14 protein-coding genes, 1 pseudogene and 1 riboswitch are annotated in these 15155 nt (G+C 73.4%); of the genes and pseudogenes, 13 read left to right on the forward strand and 2 right to left on the reverse strand.

Features of this window, described 5'->3' with window-relative positions; genetic code table 11:
• The first annotated feature begins 78 nt into the window (after positions 1 to 78).
• On the forward strand, positions 79 to 480 hold the full coding sequence (locus ABZY91_RS06935) for an SAV_915 family protein (protein ID WP_355400371.1): 402 nt from the start codon (positions 79 to 81) through the stop codon (positions 478 to 480).
• Positions 481 to 643: 163 nt separating this feature from the next.
• Here ABZY91_RS06935 and ABZY91_RS06940 read toward each other — a convergent pair whose 3' ends face one another.
• On the reverse strand, positions 644 to 1186 hold the full coding sequence (locus ABZY91_RS06940) for an EF-hand domain-containing protein (RefSeq protein WP_329875720.1): 543 nt from the start codon (positions 1184 to 1186) through the stop codon (positions 644 to 646).
• Between the two features lie 423 nt (positions 1187 to 1609).
• On the opposite strand from ABZY91_RS06940, the gene ABZY91_RS06945 reads away from it, so the two are divergent.
• The 6 genes from ABZY91_RS06945 (at position 1610) to ABZY91_RS06970 (ending at position 8892) form a co-directional block, all read left to right on the forward strand.
• A complete protein-coding gene (locus tag ABZY91_RS06945) occupies positions 1610 to 3532 on the forward strand; it encodes a prolyl oligopeptidase family serine peptidase (RefSeq protein WP_355400373.1) in 1923 nt (640 codons plus the stop codon).
• A complete protein-coding gene (locus ABZY91_RS06950; RefSeq protein WP_329875716.1) occupies positions 3529 to 3690 on the forward strand; it encodes a hypothetical protein in 162 nt (53 codons plus the stop codon). Before ABZY91_RS06945 ends, ABZY91_RS06950 begins: the two co-directional genes overlap by 4 nt.
• Before the next feature lie 79 nt (positions 3691 to 3769).
• On the forward strand, positions 3770 to 5716 hold the full coding sequence (locus tag ABZY91_RS06955) for a RiPP maturation radical SAM C-methyltransferase (protein WP_355400375.1): 1947 nt from the start codon (positions 3770 to 3772) through the stop codon (positions 5714 to 5716).
• Positions 5697 to 6368: a DUF5825 family protein gene (locus ABZY91_RS06960; protein WP_355400377.1), complete on the forward strand. Its 672-nt coding sequence runs from the start codon at positions 5697 to 5699 to the stop codon at positions 6366 to 6368. Before ABZY91_RS06955 ends, ABZY91_RS06960 begins: the two co-directional genes overlap by 20 nt.
• A gap of 30 nt (positions 6369 to 6398) precedes the next feature.
• Positions 6399 to 7598 carry a cytochrome P450 gene (locus tag ABZY91_RS06965; protein WP_329875710.1) on the forward strand — a complete coding sequence of 400 codons (1200 nt, stop codon included), beginning with the start codon at positions 6399 to 6401 and terminating at the stop codon, positions 7596 to 7598.
• Positions 7591 to 8892, forward strand: a complete 1302-nt coding sequence (locus ABZY91_RS06970) for an MFS transporter (protein WP_355400379.1) — start codon at positions 7591 to 7593, stop codon at positions 8890 to 8892. The genes ABZY91_RS06965 and ABZY91_RS06970 overlap by 8 nt, the downstream gene beginning before the upstream one ends.
• A 250-nt stretch (positions 8893 to 9142) precedes the next feature.
• Here the strand turns inward: ABZY91_RS06970 and ABZY91_RS06975 are convergent, their stop codons facing one another.
• Complete coding sequence (locus ABZY91_RS06975; protein ID WP_355400381.1) at positions 9143 to 9538, reverse strand: helix-turn-helix domain-containing protein; 396 nt, start codon at positions 9536 to 9538, stop codon at positions 9143 to 9145.
• Between the two features lie 53 nt (positions 9539 to 9591).
• Here ABZY91_RS06975 and ABZY91_RS06980 point away from each other — a divergent pair, with 53 nt between their 5' ends.
• The 6 genes and pseudogenes from ABZY91_RS06980 to ABZY91_RS07005 all read left to right on the forward strand — a co-directional run bounded on the left by ABZY91_RS06980 (position 9592) and on the right by ABZY91_RS07005 (position 15077).
• The gene (locus ABZY91_RS06980) at positions 9592 to 10479 is read left to right on the forward strand and encodes an NAD(P)-binding domain-containing protein (RefSeq protein WP_355400383.1); all 888 of its coding nucleotides are present in this window, start codon (positions 9592 to 9594) and stop codon (positions 10477 to 10479) included.
• 178 nt (positions 10480 to 10657) lie between these two features.
• Positions 10658 to 10825 (forward strand): annotated as a pseudogene (locus ABZY91_RS06985) (hypothetical protein); the annotation flags it as partial.
• A gap of 343 nt (positions 10826 to 11168) precedes the next feature.
• Positions 11169 to 11374: riboswitch (cobalamin riboswitch) on the forward strand.
• An 88-nt stretch (positions 11375 to 11462) separates the two neighbouring features.
• On the forward strand, positions 11463 to 12449 hold the full coding sequence (locus tag ABZY91_RS06990) for an ABC transporter substrate-binding protein (RefSeq protein WP_355400385.1): 987 nt from the start codon (positions 11463 to 11465) through the stop codon (positions 12447 to 12449).
• Positions 12446 to 13525 carry an iron chelate uptake ABC transporter family permease subunit gene (locus ABZY91_RS06995; RefSeq protein WP_355400387.1) on the forward strand — a complete coding sequence of 360 codons (1080 nt, stop codon included), beginning with the start codon at positions 12446 to 12448 and terminating at the stop codon, positions 13523 to 13525. The genes ABZY91_RS06990 and ABZY91_RS06995 overlap by 4 nt, the downstream gene beginning before the upstream one ends.
• Positions 13522 to 14340, forward strand: a complete 819-nt coding sequence (locus tag ABZY91_RS07000) for an ABC transporter ATP-binding protein (RefSeq protein ID WP_355400389.1) — start codon at positions 13522 to 13524, stop codon at positions 14338 to 14340. Before ABZY91_RS06995 ends, ABZY91_RS07000 begins: the two co-directional genes overlap by 4 nt.
• Positions 14337 to 15077, forward strand: a complete 741-nt coding sequence (locus tag ABZY91_RS07005; protein WP_355400391.1) for a (2Fe-2S) ferredoxin domain-containing protein — start codon at positions 14337 to 14339, stop codon at positions 15075 to 15077. Before ABZY91_RS07000 ends, ABZY91_RS07005 begins: the two co-directional genes overlap by 4 nt.
• Positions 15078 to 15155 lie beyond the last annotated feature (78 nt).

A 15155-nucleotide genomic window follows, 5' to 3' on the forward strand; every position in this document is an offset into this window, starting at 1 on the left:
CATGGTGCGAGCCCGGCCGGCGACGGCGCCGAGGACCGGGGCACCGTCCGTCCGTGTCGTCCCTGCCTGGAGGCAGTCATGAACCGCCGTTCACTCGCCGAGGACCCCGAGCCTTCCGAACCCGTCCCGGCCGGACTCCTCCTGGTCCCCGTCCGGCCGGGTCCGCTGGGCCACGCCGCCAGGCTCTTCCGCACGCCCCTCGGCGACCGCACCGCCGTCGCCTTCACGACCGAGCAGCTGCTCATCACCGTCCTGGGCCCCGCCCAGCCGTGGGTCACCCTCGCCGAACCCGCCCTGCGGGCCCTCACCGAACCGCTGGGCGTCACCGTGCTCACCGTCGACCCGCAGCTGGCCGCAGTCGCCGCCCGGCCCCGGCGCGAGGGCACCTTGGAGCGCCCCCTCCTCATCACCCCGTCCTTCGCGGGCGCTCCGGGCCGAGGGCCCGCGCCCGACGTGCTACCGCACCGGGCCCGCCGGTAGAGCCTCCGCTCCGACGGGCGGCCGGGCGGCACGGCCGGGTGACCGGCCCGGTGGCACCGCGAAGCGGCAGCCCGAGCCGATCCGCGTCAACATCGGCGTCGGCGTCAACCTCGCCGTCGGCGTCGGCAGGCGGGACTTCAGCGCTGCCCGCCCCGAGTTCCGGTCACTGCTCCGGGATGCGGCCGCACATCGCGTTGCCGGGCTCGGACGGGTCGGCACTGATCCAGAACTGCGCCCACAGGAGGGCGAATTCGGGCCGGCTGAGATACCCGTCGCCGTCCAGGTCGAGCAGGTCGAAGACGTCGTCGGTCTCCACGCTCCGCCCGTGCCAGATGTCGACGAGGCGGCGGTGCTCGGCGCGCGAGATACGGCCGTCCCCGTTCTCGTCCACGGCGTCGAAGACCGTGTCGGCGGTCGCCGTCACGACCTCCCGCAGGGCGGGGAGCCGGTCGACGAGGGCCAGGAACTCGTCCATGTCGACCGTGCCGTCGTGGTCGGTGTCGGCGACCGTGAGCAGGTGGTCCCACCAGCCCGTCATGAGCGCCTCGACCCTGGCCCCCAGCCCGGCGTCCCGCTGGACGGCCGGCAGCCGGCTCCAACGCTCCGCCAGGGCACCGAAGTCGCTCTGCCGCAGGCAGCCGTCCCCGTCCGCGTCGAACGCGGCGAACACGTTGCGGAGCTTGCGCTGCTGGAACTCGCTGGCCATGGACGGGCCTCCCCTGTGCCGACTGCCCCACCACGTGTGGCGACAGGCTGGTGACTTTAAGTGCGCAGCGCGGGCGTCGCCGGGTTTCGGGGGAAGAACCGAGGACTCCCGGCGCGGCCACCCGGAGTGTGCTACGCATCGCCCGCCGGATCCGGCGCGGCCCGTGACCACCGGGGCGCGGCCCGCCGCCGCGCCGGATCCGGCGGCCACGAAGGGCAGGCTCCCGAGGCGTGGAGCATCGCGGTGGGCCCGGGCAAGCGACATGTTCAGATAAATTGCGTCGCCTTCTGTTCGTATCCGCGACACCCCCCTACAGTGGACCGCGATCCCCCGAGATGTGTCCTTCCCCACATGCCGGTTCACTGGCTCCCGGAACGTCCAGCGCAGCGTGTCCCCCACCGTCGAGCCGGAAGGGCCGGGTCCGTGACGCAGGCGTTCCAGTCCCCCGGCTTCGCCGCGTTGGCGGCCGACCGCGCGGTCGAGACGCGGCTCGTCGACGAGCGCTGGCAGGCGGTCGCCTGGGACCTGGGGACGGGTCGGCGCCGGGTGGTCACCGACCGACCGGGGGGCGTCCACCTGAGCGAGATCGAGCCGGACGGCGATGCCATCTGGTGGTTCGACGCCGACGGTGCCGGGGAGGGGCGGTGGCAACGCGAGCCGTTCGCCGGCGGACCGGGCGGCGCGGCACTGCACGGCGTGCCGCACGGGCGGGCGTACGGCGTCGCCTTCGACCGGACGGGCTCGCTCGCGGCCGTGGTCGTCGGTGTCCACGACGCCTCGCACCTCTATGTCGGGCCGCCTGCGGGCGAGGCGCGACCGATCGGGTCGGCGCCGGGGTACCTGGGCCTGGCCGACCTGTCGCCGGACGGTCGGCTACTCGCCCTCGGCGGGCGGCCCGACGGGGACGACGCAGCGGTCCTGTGGCCGACGGACGCTCAGGCGGGCAGTCCGTTACGGCTCGCCGGGGACCGGCGACTGCGGCTCTGGCCGATCGAGTTCAACCCGCTCGCGGTACTCGAACCGGAGCTGCTGCTGGTGGTCGAGGAGGACGAGCGGTACACCGTCGCGACCTGGCGGGCGGGCGCGGGGCTGAGCAGGTACCCGAGACTGTCGTTCGACTCGCAGATATCGGCCGGCTGGTACCGGGGGCCGCGCGGGGTGCTGATCCAGCACGAGCGGGCCGGGCGGAGCCGGCTGCTGCTCGCCGACCTCGACCCGCCGGTGGGGCCGGGGGCGGCGCGGCCGGGGCCTGCGGGCCGGGCAGCGGTGGGCCGGGCAGCGGTGGGCCGCGGGATGGCGGGCCAGGGGGTGAATGCCGACCAGGAGCCGGCCGAACAGGCCCCGCCCGCCCGGGAGATCGACACACCCGGCGGCACGATCCACGACCTCTCCTGCGCCCCGGACGGCACCCTGCACTGCGTCTGGAGCCGGGAGTCGACGCCGCCCCGCCCGTTGGTCCTGCGGCCCGGCACGGAGGTCGCGGACCACACCGGTCCGGAGCAGGGCGACACCTCCCGCAGCCGGCGCTGGACGCCCCGGCCGTACGGGAGGATCCACAGCTTCGTCAGCACCCCCGTCGGCGGGGGCCCGTGGCCGACCCTCTTCCTGGTGCACGGCGGCCCCGCCACCCACGACCGGGACTCCTACGACCCGCGGGTGAACGCCCTGGTGGGCCACGGCTACGCGGTGGTGCGCACCAACTACCGCGGTTCCACCGGCTACGGCGCCCGCTGGCAGCACGAGTACGGCCACCGGGTCGGGCTGGCGCAGATCGAGGACCTGGCCGCCGTCCGCGCCGAGCTGGTCGCCGACGGCACGGCGCTCGCGGAGCGCACCGGCCTGTGCGGATTCTCCTGGGGCGGCTACCTGACGCTGCTGGCGATCGGTGCGCAGCCGGAGCTGTGGTCGCTCGGCATGGCCGCCCAGCCGATCGCGGACTACCCCGCCACCTACCGCACCACCACCCCCGCGCTGCGCGAGCTCGACCGGCAGCTGTTCGGCGGGACCCCGGACGAGGTTCCCGAGCGCTACCGCGCGGCCGACCCGCGATCCTACGTGCACCAGGTCCGCGCGCCCGTCCTGCTGGCCGCCTCCCGGACCGACGAGCGGTGCCCGCCCGACCAGGTGGCCCGGTACGCCGCGGACCTGCGCCGGCTGGCGGTGCCGCACGAGCTGCTCTGGGTGGACGGCGGGCACTACAGCAGCCGGACCGCCGACCACCGATCCGTGCTGGCCGCGATGGTCCGGTTCGCCGGGCACGCCTGGCCGGCACCGCTCCCCCGAGCACCCCGGGGCGGTCGTCCCGGGGTACCCGCCGATCTGACGGAAGGAGGTGAACAACCATGAAGCGACGCAGCATCCAGAACGACCCGATCAGCACCCCGGAGCGTGACCGGGGCGCCGTCGTGGTCCAGAACTTCGCGCTCGACATCACCAAGGCCACAGCGGTCGCGCCTGCCCTCAAGGGGCAGCCGAAGCCGAAGCCGGAACTCAAGGGCAAGTGACCCACGGTCGCTCCGGGGCATCTGCGGTGCCCCGGAGCGACACCTCGCCGACCGCCTGCGGACAACAGAAGTGGCCATCATGCGTATCGTCCTGCTGCACATGCCCTGGGGCGCGATCGACGTGCCGTCGCTGGCGCTCGGGATCCTGCACACCGCCGCCGCACGCGCCGGCCATCAGGTCGAAGTGCGGTACGCCAACCTGGACTTCGTGGACTGGGCGGCCTCGACCGCGGGCTTCGGCGTGGACGACTACCAGTACTTCTCCGAGAAGTCCTACTTCCAGGGCGCGGGCGACTGGGCGTTCGCCGGTGCGCTGTACGGTGACGACGGCCCGGCCCCCGGCGTCGACGGCGGCCTCGACGGCGACAGCAACGGCGCCGGCGACAACGATGTCGAGTTCGCGAGCTACTTCGAGCACCTCGCCGCCAACGGCGCGAGCGAGCAGGACATCGCCCTGACCCGGGCCACCCGCACGATCGCCCCCGCCTTCATCGACCGACTGGTCGACGAGCTCGCCGCCGACCCACCGGACCTGGTCGGCTTCACCACCACCTTCCAGCAGAACACGGCGAGCCTCGCCGCCGCGAGGGTGCTCAAACAGCGGTGCCCGCAGGTGCGCACGGTGTTCGGCGGCGCGAACTGCGACGGTCCGCAGGGCGCCGCGCTGCACCGCAACTTCCCCTTCCTGGACTACGTGGTGCGCGGCGAGGGCGAAGCCGCCTTCCCGGCGCTCCTGGAGGGCGGCGACCTCTCCGCCGTCCCCGGGCTGTGCTGGCGTGACGACTCCGGGACGTCGACGGCCAACGAGATGACGAAGCGCCCGCTGCCGCCCTCGGCGATCCTGACGCCCCGCTACGACGGCTTCTTCGAGCGGCTCGACGCCTCCGTCGCCGCCGGCTGGGTCGATCCCAAGCTGGTCCTCGAAGGCTCCCGGGGCTGCTGGTGGGGCGAGAAGCACCACTGCACCTTCTGCGGGCTCAACGGCTCCTCGATGGAGTTCCGCTCCAAGCCGCCGGCGGACTTCCTCGCGGAGGTGCTCACGCTCGCCGAACGCCACCAGCTGCTGGACGTCTACGTGGTCGACAACATCCTGGACATGGGCTACTTCGACACCGTCCTGAAGTCGCTGGCCGAACTCCCGGTCGATCTGCGGCTGCACTTCGAGATCAAGGCCAACCTGCGCCGCCACCAGTTCCAGCTTCTCGGCGACTCGGGCGCGGCCCAGGTGCAGCCCGGCATCGAGAGCCTGAGCACCCGGGTCCTGCGGATCATGGACAAGGGGGTGACGGGCTGCCAGAACGTCCGCGCGCTGCGGGACGCGCAGAGCGCCGGGGTCTCGGTCAGCTGGAACTACCTCTACGGCTTCCCGGGCGAGCAGCCGGCCGACTACGAGTCGGTGATCGGCCAACTTCCCGTGCTGCACCACCTGGACCCGCCGACCGGGGCGGGACGGATCGCGATCGAGCGGTTCAGCCCGTACTTCGACCGCCCCGAACTGGGCTTCGCGATCACCCGGCCGGCCTTCCAGTACCGCGCGACCTATCGCCTTCCCGAGAGCGAACTGGCCCAACTGGCGTACGTGTTCACCGCACCGCCGCGCGGGATCGGCGGCGACCTCGCGGAGCGTCTGAGCGCGGCGGTGGACACCTGGATCGCGCGGTTCCCCGACAGCCGGCTCAGCTACCGGGACGCGGGCGGGCGAATCGTGCTCGTCAACACCCGGCCCGGGTACGACTGGCGGGTGGTCGAGCTGACCGATCCGGTGGAGCTCGCCGCCTTCCGGCTGCTGGCCCAGCCCCGCTCGACCGCCACGCTGGCCGCCAAGGTCCCCGGCGGCGCGGCGGCGGTCCAGCCCGTGCTGGAGCGCTTCACCGCGCTGGGCCTGCTGTTCCACGACGGGGACAGCTTCCTTCAGGTCGCCGTCGAGTCCGACAACCAGGTGCTGATGCGGATGCAGCACCGGCACGGCCCGGCCGCCGCCCGTCCTCGTACCGAGGAGGTGCTCGATGCCGTCACGATCGGCTGAACGGACCGACGCCGCCTGGCGCGCCGCCGACCCGGAGGTCGAGCTCTGGCTCGACTACGACCCGGCCGCCAGGGAGTTGCCGGGCTTCGCGCTCGGTCGCCGCACCCTGTCCGGCCCGGCGCAGGCGGAGGTGACCGAGCTGCACCGCGCCGGGGTCCGCTGCCTGCGGCTGACCGAGCCGGTCCGGCTCTGCGCGGACGCGTCGGCGGCCTCAGCGCGGGCGCTGATGCTGCTGCGCGAGGCGACCGGACAGGGGTTGGCCGTGCTCTGGCAGGCGGTCTGCACGGACGGCTGCGCGGCGCAGCGCCGCTTCCACCACCTCTACCCGCCCGAGCGGTTGACCGGCGCACCGGAGGACGTCGTCGCCGACTGGCGCGCCACGTACTTCCCGAGCAAGTGCGTCTTCCGGCGCGGGCCCGGCTTCGTCGAGGTGCGCGACCGCCGGTTCGGGATGCTGGAGCTGTTCACCATCGACGAGCCGGGCCACCTGGCACAGGTGGACGCGCTGGCCGAGGGTGTCGAGATCGGCCGGCTGCCGGACGCCGTCCACCAGGACTTCGCCGTGGCCGGTCTGATCGCCGAACAGGCGGGCCGCGCGTGGTTCCTGCCCATGCGGGTCCGCCGCTGGCCCTTCCCGTCACTGACCGTGTAGTTGCGAGAGTTCGAGTCCGAGGAGAGATCCATGACCACCGCGGTCGACGACGCCGCCTCACGGATGTCCGCCTTCATCCGCGACCCCTACCCCACGCTCGCCCGGATCCGCGAGGCCGGCGCGGTCTCCGTCGTGGAGTTCGGCGAGGGCCTGCCGGTCTACCTGGTGACGCGTTACCAGGACGTCCGGGCCGCGCTGATGGACCCGCGGTTCGGGCAGGACGTCCGCCGCAGCCAGGCGATCGCGAGCGGGCGGGGCTCCGGCCTGACGCTCGGCTCGGAGGTCGTCCACATGCTCAACAGCGACCCCCCGGACCACACCCGGCTGCGCCGGCTGATCCAGGGCGTCTTCACCCGCCGGCGCGTCGATCAGATGCGACCGCTGGTCGAGCGCATCACCGACGGCCTGCTCGACGGGCTGCGCGGGCGGGAGACCGCCGACCTGGTGACGGACTTCGCCTTCCCGCTGCCGATCATGATCATCTGTGAGCTGCTGGGCTTCCCCCCGGAGGACATGCAGGACTTCCGCACCTGGTCGACGGCGATCCTGACCCAGGGCGGGGACATGTCGTTCCACCAGGCCACCACCGAACTCAACGACTACTTGCGGGAGTTGATGAAGGACCGACGGGCGGCGCCGCGCACGGACATCCTGACCGACCTGGTGCAGGCGTCCGACGCCGGCGAGCTCACCGAACAGGAGGTGTTCTCGATGGTCTTCCTGCTGCTGATCGGCGGTCACGAGACCACCGTCAACCTGCTCGGCACCGCCACCCTGGCACTGCTCCACCACCCCGACCAGCTCGCCCGTCTGCGCGCCGACCCGGCGGCGATGCCGGTCGCGATCGACGAGTTCCTGCGCTACGAGTCCCCGGTGAGCATGGCCACACTGCGGTTCACGAACGCCGACGTGACGGTCGACGACGTGGAGATCCCGGCGGACGAGCTGGTGCTGCTCTCGCTCGGCGCGGCCAACCGGGACCCGGCCCGCTTCACCGATCCCGACCGGCTGATCCTCGACCGGGGCGATCCGGGCCACCTGGCCTTCGGGCAGGGCCTGCACCGGTGCCTCGGTTCCTTCCTCGGCAAGCTGGAGAGCGAGGTCGCGCTGACCGGCCTCCTGGAGCGCTTCGAGCGGATCGAGCTGGCCGCCGCGGAGGAGACCCTGCCCTGGCGCAACACCATCATGCTGCGCGGCCTGGAGTCGCTGCCCGTCTCGCTCGATGGCTAGCGGCGCGGGGACGGGCGGTACGGGGGCGGGCGGCGCGGGGACGGGCGGTGCGGGGGCGGGCGGTGCGACGGGGCTGTTGCGGTTCCGCCCCCGGATCGGCGTCGCGCCGCTGCGCTCGCGCGGCTACCGGCTGCTGGTGATCGGGCAGGGCACCTCGGAGTTCGGCAACGCGTTCCAGGTGGTCGCCCTGCCACTGCTGGTCTACTCCCTCGCCGGCGGCGCCCGCCAGTTGGGCCTGGTGGTGGCCGCCTACGGCGCGGGACGGCTGGCCGCCACCCCGCTGGGCGGGGTACTCGCCGACCGGTTCGGCGCCTGGCGGGTGATGCTGGCCGCCGACCTCGTCCGGCTGCTCGCCACCGCCGGGCTGTGCGCGGTCGCCGCCGGCGGGGCGGCGAAGTTCCTGCTGATCGGCGGGCTCGCGCTGCTGGTCGGCCTCGGGGCCGGGGTGTTCCTGCCGGCCGCCTGGGCGATCACCCCGACCCTGCTGCCCGCCGAGGACCTCCACGCGGGCAACGCACTCAGCAGCACGGTCACCTTCGGCGCCGGTCTGCTCGGTCCGGCGGCGGCCGGCCCCCTGGTCGCCTGGCTGGAGCCGGCCGCCGCACTCGGCCTGGACGCGGCGACCTTCGCCGTGTCGACCGTCACGCTGCTGCTCATCGGTCGCGGCAGCCTCGCCGCACCGCCCCGACCGATCTCCGAACGTTCGTCCGTGCCGAGGAACTTCCGCGCCCTGCTGCGGGAATCGCCACTGCTGCGCGCGGTACTGACGGTGACGGTGATCGCGAACCTGACCGTGGGCGGCGCCACCAGGGTCGCCCTGCCGACCCTGGCCACCGACGGCTTCGCCGCCGGTGCCGTCGGGCTGGGCATGCTGCTGGCCGCGTTCACCGGCGGCGCCCTGGTCGGCGGCCTGTTCGCGGCCGGTCTCACGGAGTTGCGCTCGCGGGGCCGCACGGCGATGCTCTCCGGCCTGGTGATGGGTGCGGCGATCGGCCTGGTGCCGTTCACCGGCCTCGTCGGCGCGGTGCTGCTGCTCTGCGTGGCCGGCGGCGCCAGCACGGTGACCAACGTCCTGGTCGTCACCGGCGTGCAGAAGAACACCCCGCCCGCGCTGCTGGCCCGGGTCATGGCGGCCATCACCTTCTGCGCGCTGGGGGTCTTCCCGCTGTCGGTGATCGCGGCCGGCGCGGCGGTGGAGGCGTTCGGGAGCCGGGGGGTGTTCGCGACGACCGGGCTCTGCCTCCTGGGCGCGTTCGGGTACGCGCTGACCAGGCGCGAGATCCGCGCGCTGTGAGGCCACCACCCCCGCCGGCGTCGACCGTCGACCGTCGGCGTCGTCAGTCGACCGGAGCGGTTTGCCCGGCCCTCCTCCTCACCGCGTACGGCAGGAACTCCCTCGACGGCGAGGGCGGCCCGCCGGGGCCGCGGATGTGAACCCGCCGCCCCTCGGCCCCGGCCGGTAGCCACCTTTTTGTGCGTACTGGGCAACGACGTGCGGCGCGACGAGACTGGTCCCCAGGAGGACGGAAGGAGATGACAGCAGGTCAGGAGGCCGACAGTTCGACCTGTCCGACCTGTCCGACCTGTCCGACCCGCCCGGCCTGCTCCGCCGTCATGCGGTCGAGGCGCTCGTGGCCCAGGTCGGAGACCGGGCCGAGGGCGTCGGAGAGCCGGCGGCCGAAGTCGGTCAGCGAGTAGACCGTCTTCAGCGGAAGGACGTCGTGCACCTCGCGGTGCACCAGGCCGTCGGACTCCATCTCACGCAGGGCCTGGGTGAGGACCTTCTCGCTGATCCCGGGCAGCCGTCGACGGATTTCGGCGGGGCGCTGCGGTCCGGCCTCCAGTAGCCAGAGCAGGGACGTCTTCCACTTGCCGTCGATCACGGCAATCGCGGCGGTCACCCCGCACACGTTCGGGTTCACGGCCTGGCTGCGCGTCATCTCTTCCCCCCGGGGTCGTCGTTGTCCACCACCATGTCTACAGGAGATGAAGTATGCCCACCAACCACACCCGTCCCACCGTCACCGTGCTCGGCCTCGGGCCGATGGGACGCGCCCTGGCCGGTGCCTTCGTGGACGCCGGCGTCCGCACCACGGTCTGGAACCGCACCCCCGGGCGGGACGCCGCGCTGGTCGCCCGGGGCGCGGTGAGCGCGGCCACGGCGGAGGAGGCCGTGGCGGCGAGCGAGCTCACGGTCATCTGCGTGGTGAACTACGACGCCTCGGACGCCGTGCTGCACCGTGAGGAGGTCGGGGCCGCGCTCAAGGGCCGGGCGGTGGTCAACCTGACCGCCGACTCGCCGGACCGGGCCCGGTCCACGGCCGCGTGGGCGGCGGAGCACGGCGTCGAGTACCTGGACGGCGCCATCATGACGCCGGCCCCGAGCATCGGCACGCCGGAGGCGGTCTTCATCCACAGCGGGCCGGCCGACCTCTACGAGCGGTACGCGCCGGTGCTGGCCGTGCTCGGCGGTACCCACACCCACCTCGGCGAGGAGATCGGCCGGGCGGCCGGCTTCGACATCGCGCTGCTGGACATCTTCTGGACGACGATGGCCGGGTACGTGCACGCGCTGGCACTGGCCAGGGCGGAGGGGATCAGCGGGCGGGAGCTGGCGCCGTTCGCCCAGGGGATCGGTGCGATCCTGCCGCCGCTGTTCGCGGAGTTCGCCGAGGACTTCGACAGCGGCAGCTACTCGGGCGCGATCAACCCGCTCACCTCGGGGGTCTCCACCATGGCCCACGTCGTGCACACCGCGGAGTCGCACGGCATCGAGTCCGGGGTGATGCGCGCGGCCGAGGGTCTGGTCCGCCGGACCATCGCCCTCGGCCACGGCGAGGACGGGGTGAGCCGCCTCGCCGAGGTGCTGGGCCGACGCTGAACCCCGGCCCACCCGCGCGACAGCAACCGCAAGGGCTCCGGGCCCAGGCTGCGACGCACCCGGCCGATCACGGCGGTCGTGGCACCCGCCACGACCGCCGGGCCCGGCCCCGGGCCCGGACTCGGCGGCGGCAAGGACACGAAAGCTGTCGTTCGACATTCCGGCCTCGACGTCACCGCTGGTCAAAGACGCCAACTGGCAGACCGATGTCCAGGGTGGCCAGTGGAAGCCGGCGCCCGGTACGACGGTCCACCGGGTCAGCACGACGCTGGACTACTGCCAGATCATCCCGGCCGGGAAGTCGCTCGACCTGCCGATCATCTACTCCCTCCCGATCACCGGTCCGGTGAACACGAGCCTGTCGACCGGCGGTACGGCGTACGCGCCGGTGACCGACAACCTCAAGAGACTCGGTACGGCGACCCCGCCGGCCGGTGGCTGCAGTGCCGGGAACCGGGACGCGACCAAGATCTACTCCCCGGCCGGCCGGCCGATCCCGGAGGCGGCCCGGAAGGCCGGGTGGGAGACGAAGGGAAGTGCCCCCGGGCGCCGGGGCCGACGCCGACCACGAGCCCCGAAAACTGCTCGGCGACGCCGACCGACCGTTCTCGGCCACCCGGGCGCGCTCGCCGACGAACCATCCGAACGATCACCCCAGGTACCGGCCGACACCGACCTGACCACGCCTGATACCTTGCAGTGGCCATGGTGTTCGGGAAACCGGTCTGAGTCCGGTGCGGCCCTCGCCACTGTTGCCGCGGAGTGCCGCGGCCCTCGCTGACCGGCTCTGCCAGCGGTCAGGGCCACTGGGTCGGCTGGAAGAGCCACCCGGGAAGGTCGGCTGCGGCGTGTCGATGCGGAAGCCAGGAGACCGGCCACGGCGCGACATGTTCCACGAGGGTTTTGGAGAACACGTGCCCAGCGCTCTGCCGTACCCGTTCCGTTCCATACGTTCCGTAGGTGCCGCAGGTCCCACAGGTCCGGTGCGCGTCGGCCGCGCGGTCGCGGCCTTCCTGTTCACCGGTGTGCTCGGCGCCTGCGCGGGCGCCCCCGCACCCGACGCGCCCAGTGCGACGGCCGGCAGTGCCGGGCCGGTCACCGTGAACAACTGCGGGACCACCGTGACGGTCGGCGCGCCGCCCGAGCGGCTGGTGACGCTCAATCAGGGTGCGACCGAGGTGGCCCTGGCCCTCGGCCTGGAGTCCCGCATGGCCGGTACCGCCTATCTCGACAATGCCGTCCCGGAGAAGTGGAAGGCGGCCTACGACTCCGTGCCGGTGCTCTCCAAGGACTACCCGACGAAGGAGAAGCTCCTCGCGGCGCGGCCCGACTTCCTGTACGCCTCCTACTCCAGCGCGTTCACCGACAAGGTCGCGGGCACCCGGGACGAGCTGGGCGGCCAGGGCATCCCGTCGTACCTGTCCCCGTTCGGCTGCTCGGACAAGAGCCAGGTGCCGCCGCCGACCTGGCAGGCGATGTGGGGCGAACTGAACGACGTCGCCAGGGTCTTCGGCGTCACGGAGCGGTCCGCCGCGATCCAGCGGCAGCAGGAGCAGCAGCTGGCCCAGTTCACGGCGACGGCCGCGGGCAAGGGCCTGAAGGTCCTGTGGTTCGACTCGGACACCAAGGCACCGTTCGTCGGCTCCGGCCATGGCGGGCCTCAGCTGGTGCTCGACGCGGTGGGGGCCCGCAACGTCTTCGCAGACCTGCCCGGTGCCTGGCAGAACGTGAGCTGGGAGCAGGTCGTCGCCGCGGACCCGGACGCCATCGTGCTCGCGGACGCCGACTGGGACACGGCCCAGTCCAAGATCGACTATCTGCAGGGCGACCCGGTGCTGAGCAAGCTCACCGCCGTGCAGCGCAAGGCCTTCGTGGTGGTGCCGTTCTCCGAGTCGACCCCCGGTGTGCTGCTCGCCGACGGTGCCGCCCGGGTGTCGGCGGGACTGGGCCGACTGCACCCGGGATCATGACCGCCACGTCCCCTCCCGCCGTGCGGCTCACCGGTCCGGGCCGCACGGCGGCGGCCCTGGCCGTCGCCGCGGCCCTGCTCCTGGCCACCGTGCTCCTCGGTCTGGCCGTGGGCTCGCACCACGAGCCGGTCCGGACGGTGATCGACGTCGTGGTGCGCCGTCTCGGGCTGGGCGACCCGCACGTGACGCTGCTGGACGACCAGATCGTCTGGCAGTTGCGGCTGCCCCGGGTTCTGGGAGCGGCTGCCACCGGCGCCGGTCTCGCGGTCTGCGGTGCCGTGCTGCAGACACTGACCGGGAACGACCTGGCCGACCCCTTCCTGCTCGGGATCTCGGACGGAGCCGCCGCCGGCGCGGTCACCGTGATCGTCCTCGGGGTCGGCGTGTCCGGCGCCGTGGGAACGGGCGCGGTGGCGACGGCGGCGTTCGCCGGCGCCCTGCTCGCGGCCGTCGTCGTGCTGGCCCTGGCCGGTGCGCGCACCCGGACGCTGCCGACCACCCGGACCGTGCTCGCCGGCATCGCCGTCGGGCAGATGTGCGGGGCCTACACCTCGTTCGCCGTAATGGTCCTCGGGGACCGCGACGCGGCGCGCGGTGTCATGGAGTGGACGCTGGGCTCGGTCGCCGGCGTGCGGTGGCCCACCGCCGTCTTCCTGACCGCGGTCGCGCTGGCCGGGGTCACGGTCCTGGCATCCTCGGCCCGCGACCTGGACGCCTTCGCCTTCGGCGAGACCGCCGCCCGCTCCCTCGGCGTCCACGTCGAGCGGACCCGCTGGGTCCTCGTCGCCGTCGCTGCGCTGGTGACCGCGTGCCTGGTCGCCCACACCGGCGTCATCGGGTTCCTCGGCCTGGTCGTACCGCATGTGGTCCGTCTCGTCTGCGGCCCGCGCCACGCCGTCCTGCTACCCGTGTCGGCGCTGATGGGTGCGTCGCTCCTGGTGGGCAGCGACATCCTGGCGCGCTCGGTCCTCCCCGACCGGGAGATTCCCGTCGGCGTCATCACGGCCGGGCTCGGAGCACCCTTCTTCGCCTGGCTTCTGTGGCGCCAGGGCCGGGCCGACGGGAGGGGGCGGTGACGGTGACACACCCCGTCGAACTGCGCGCGGAGGGACTTCGTGTGCGCATCGGCGGAGCCACCCTGCTGGACGCGGTGTCGCTCACGTTCGGCCCCGGCCGGATCACGGCCCTGCTCGGGCCCAACGGCGCCGGGAAGTCCACCCTGCTGCGCGCGGTCGCCGGACTGACCCGTCCGAGCGCCGGTCGGGTCCTCCTGGACGGCGAGGACCTCCACGCGCTCACGGCCCGCCGACGGGCCCGACAGGTGGCCTTCCTGGAGCAGCAGGCGGACACCCGGCTGTCGCTGCCGGTCCGTCAGGTCATCGAGCTCGGCCGCACCCCGCACCGCAGTCGCTGGCCCGTGCCGGCGAACACAGCCGCCGACGCCCACGAGCGGGCCGTGTTCGCCGACGCCGTGGCCGCAGCCGACGTCGGCCATCTGCTCGACCGCTCCTGGCCGACGCTGTCGGGTGGCGAGCGGCAGCGGGTCCAGCTCGCGCGGGCGCTGGTGCAGGAGCCCGGCGTGCTGCTGCTCGACGAGCCCACCAACCACCTCGACCTGCGCCACCAACTCGGCTTCCTCGACACCGTCCGGGGGCTGGGCATCACCACGGTGGCGGCCCTGCACGACCTCGAACTCGCCGCCGCCTACTGCGACGAGGCCGCCGTCCTGCTCGACGGCCGCCTGGTCGCCCACGGGAGCGGCTCCGAGGTGCTCACCTCGCCCATGATCGCGCGCGTCTACGGCGTCGACGCCACCGTGGAACGGCACCCCCGGCACGACCGACCGCACATCCGGTGGAACGGACTGCTCCACGAGAGGAAGACGCCATGACCTCCCCGGTCCCCGAAGCCGACGCCCGCCGCAGCGCCGTACTCCTGGTCGGCATGTCGATCGCGGAAGCCGTCCGCCGTGACGAACTCCTCAGGACAGCGGCCTCGCACCGGGCCTCGATCGCGTTCCTGCAGCAGGCCGACCCCTCGCTGTCGGCCGAGCTGACCAGGCTGGCCGACGCGGGCACCGAGACCGTGGTCGTGATCGGCGTCCGGCTCACGGCCTCCGGCCCGGCCCAGTCCTGGCTGCGGCGGATCGCCGCGCACTGGTGGCGCGAGCGCGCGGGCCACCGCCCCGAACTCCTCGTCGCGACCCGCCTCGCCGCTTCGCCCGACGAGGTCGCCGCGGTGGCCGCGACGACGAAGGCCGTCACCGGCAAGGAGCCCGGCCTCACGTCCGCGGCCTGGGAGGACGTCACCGGCCACCGGCACCAGGTCCTGGTGTGCCGCGGCCCGCGCTGCGCGGCCCGGGGTGCCGAGGAAGGCCTGCGCGCCCTGGTGCAGAAGCTGACCGAGCAGGGTCTCGGCGACGACGACGTGCTCGTGACCCAGACGGGATGCCAGTTCCCGTGCAACCAGGCACCCGTCGTCAGCGTGCAACCCGACGACGTCTGGTACGGCGGGGTCGACCCGGCTGTCGCAGACCGCATCGTCACCGAGCACCTCGCCGGCGGACGACCGGTGGAGTCCAACCGGCTCCCCCGCCACCGGAAGGAGCAGACGGGCCACCACGGCTGATCGCGATCACCGGCACGGGAGCGGGGCCGCGCCCGCGCAGAGCCCCCCGAAGGCGTGGGCGAGCGTCGCGCCTGCGGC

This window comes from Kitasatospora sp. NPDC002965 (assembly GCF_040611255.1).
Taxonomy (GTDB): domain Bacteria; phylum Actinomycetota; class Actinomycetes; order Streptomycetales; family Streptomycetaceae; genus Kitasatospora.

Excerpts from the sequence above, each read along its gene's own strand:
- ABZY91_RS06935 (WP_355400371.1), top strand. The coding sequence starts at position 79 with ATGAACCGCCGTTCACTCGCCGAGGACCCCGAGCCTTCCGAACCCGTC.
- ABZY91_RS06940 (WP_329875720.1), bottom strand. The coding sequence starts at position 1,186 with ATGGCCAGCGAGTTCCAGCAGCGCAAGCTCCGCAACGTGTTCGCCGCG.
- ABZY91_RS06950 (WP_329875716.1), top strand. The coding sequence starts at position 3,529 with ATGAAGCGACGCAGCATCCAGAACGACCCGATCAGCACCCCGGAGCGT.
- ABZY91_RS06955 (WP_355400375.1), top strand. The coding sequence starts at position 3,770 with ATGCGTATCGTCCTGCTGCACATGCCCTGGGGCGCGATCGACGTGCCG.
- ABZY91_RS06960 (WP_355400377.1), top strand. The coding sequence starts at position 5,697 with ATGCCGTCACGATCGGCTGAACGGACCGACGCCGCCTGGCGCGCCGCC.
- ABZY91_RS06965 (WP_329875710.1), top strand. The coding sequence starts at position 6,399 with ATGACCACCGCGGTCGACGACGCCGCCTCACGGATGTCCGCCTTCATC.
- ABZY91_RS06970 (WP_355400379.1), top strand. The coding sequence starts at position 7,591 with ATGGCTAGCGGCGCGGGGACGGGCGGTACGGGGGCGGGCGGCGCGGGG.
- ABZY91_RS06975 (WP_355400381.1), bottom strand. The coding sequence starts at position 9,538 with ATGACGCGCAGCCAGGCCGTGAACCCGAACGTGTGCGGGGTGACCGCC.
- ABZY91_RS06980 (WP_355400383.1), top strand. The coding sequence starts at position 9,592 with ATGCCCACCAACCACACCCGTCCCACCGTCACCGTGCTCGGCCTCGGG.
- ABZY91_RS06995 (WP_355400387.1), top strand. The coding sequence starts at position 12,446 with ATGACCGCCACGTCCCCTCCCGCCGTGCGGCTCACCGGTCCGGGCCGC.
- ABZY91_RS07005 (WP_355400391.1), top strand. The coding sequence starts at position 14,337 with ATGACCTCCCCGGTCCCCGAAGCCGACGCCCGCCGCAGCGCCGTACTC.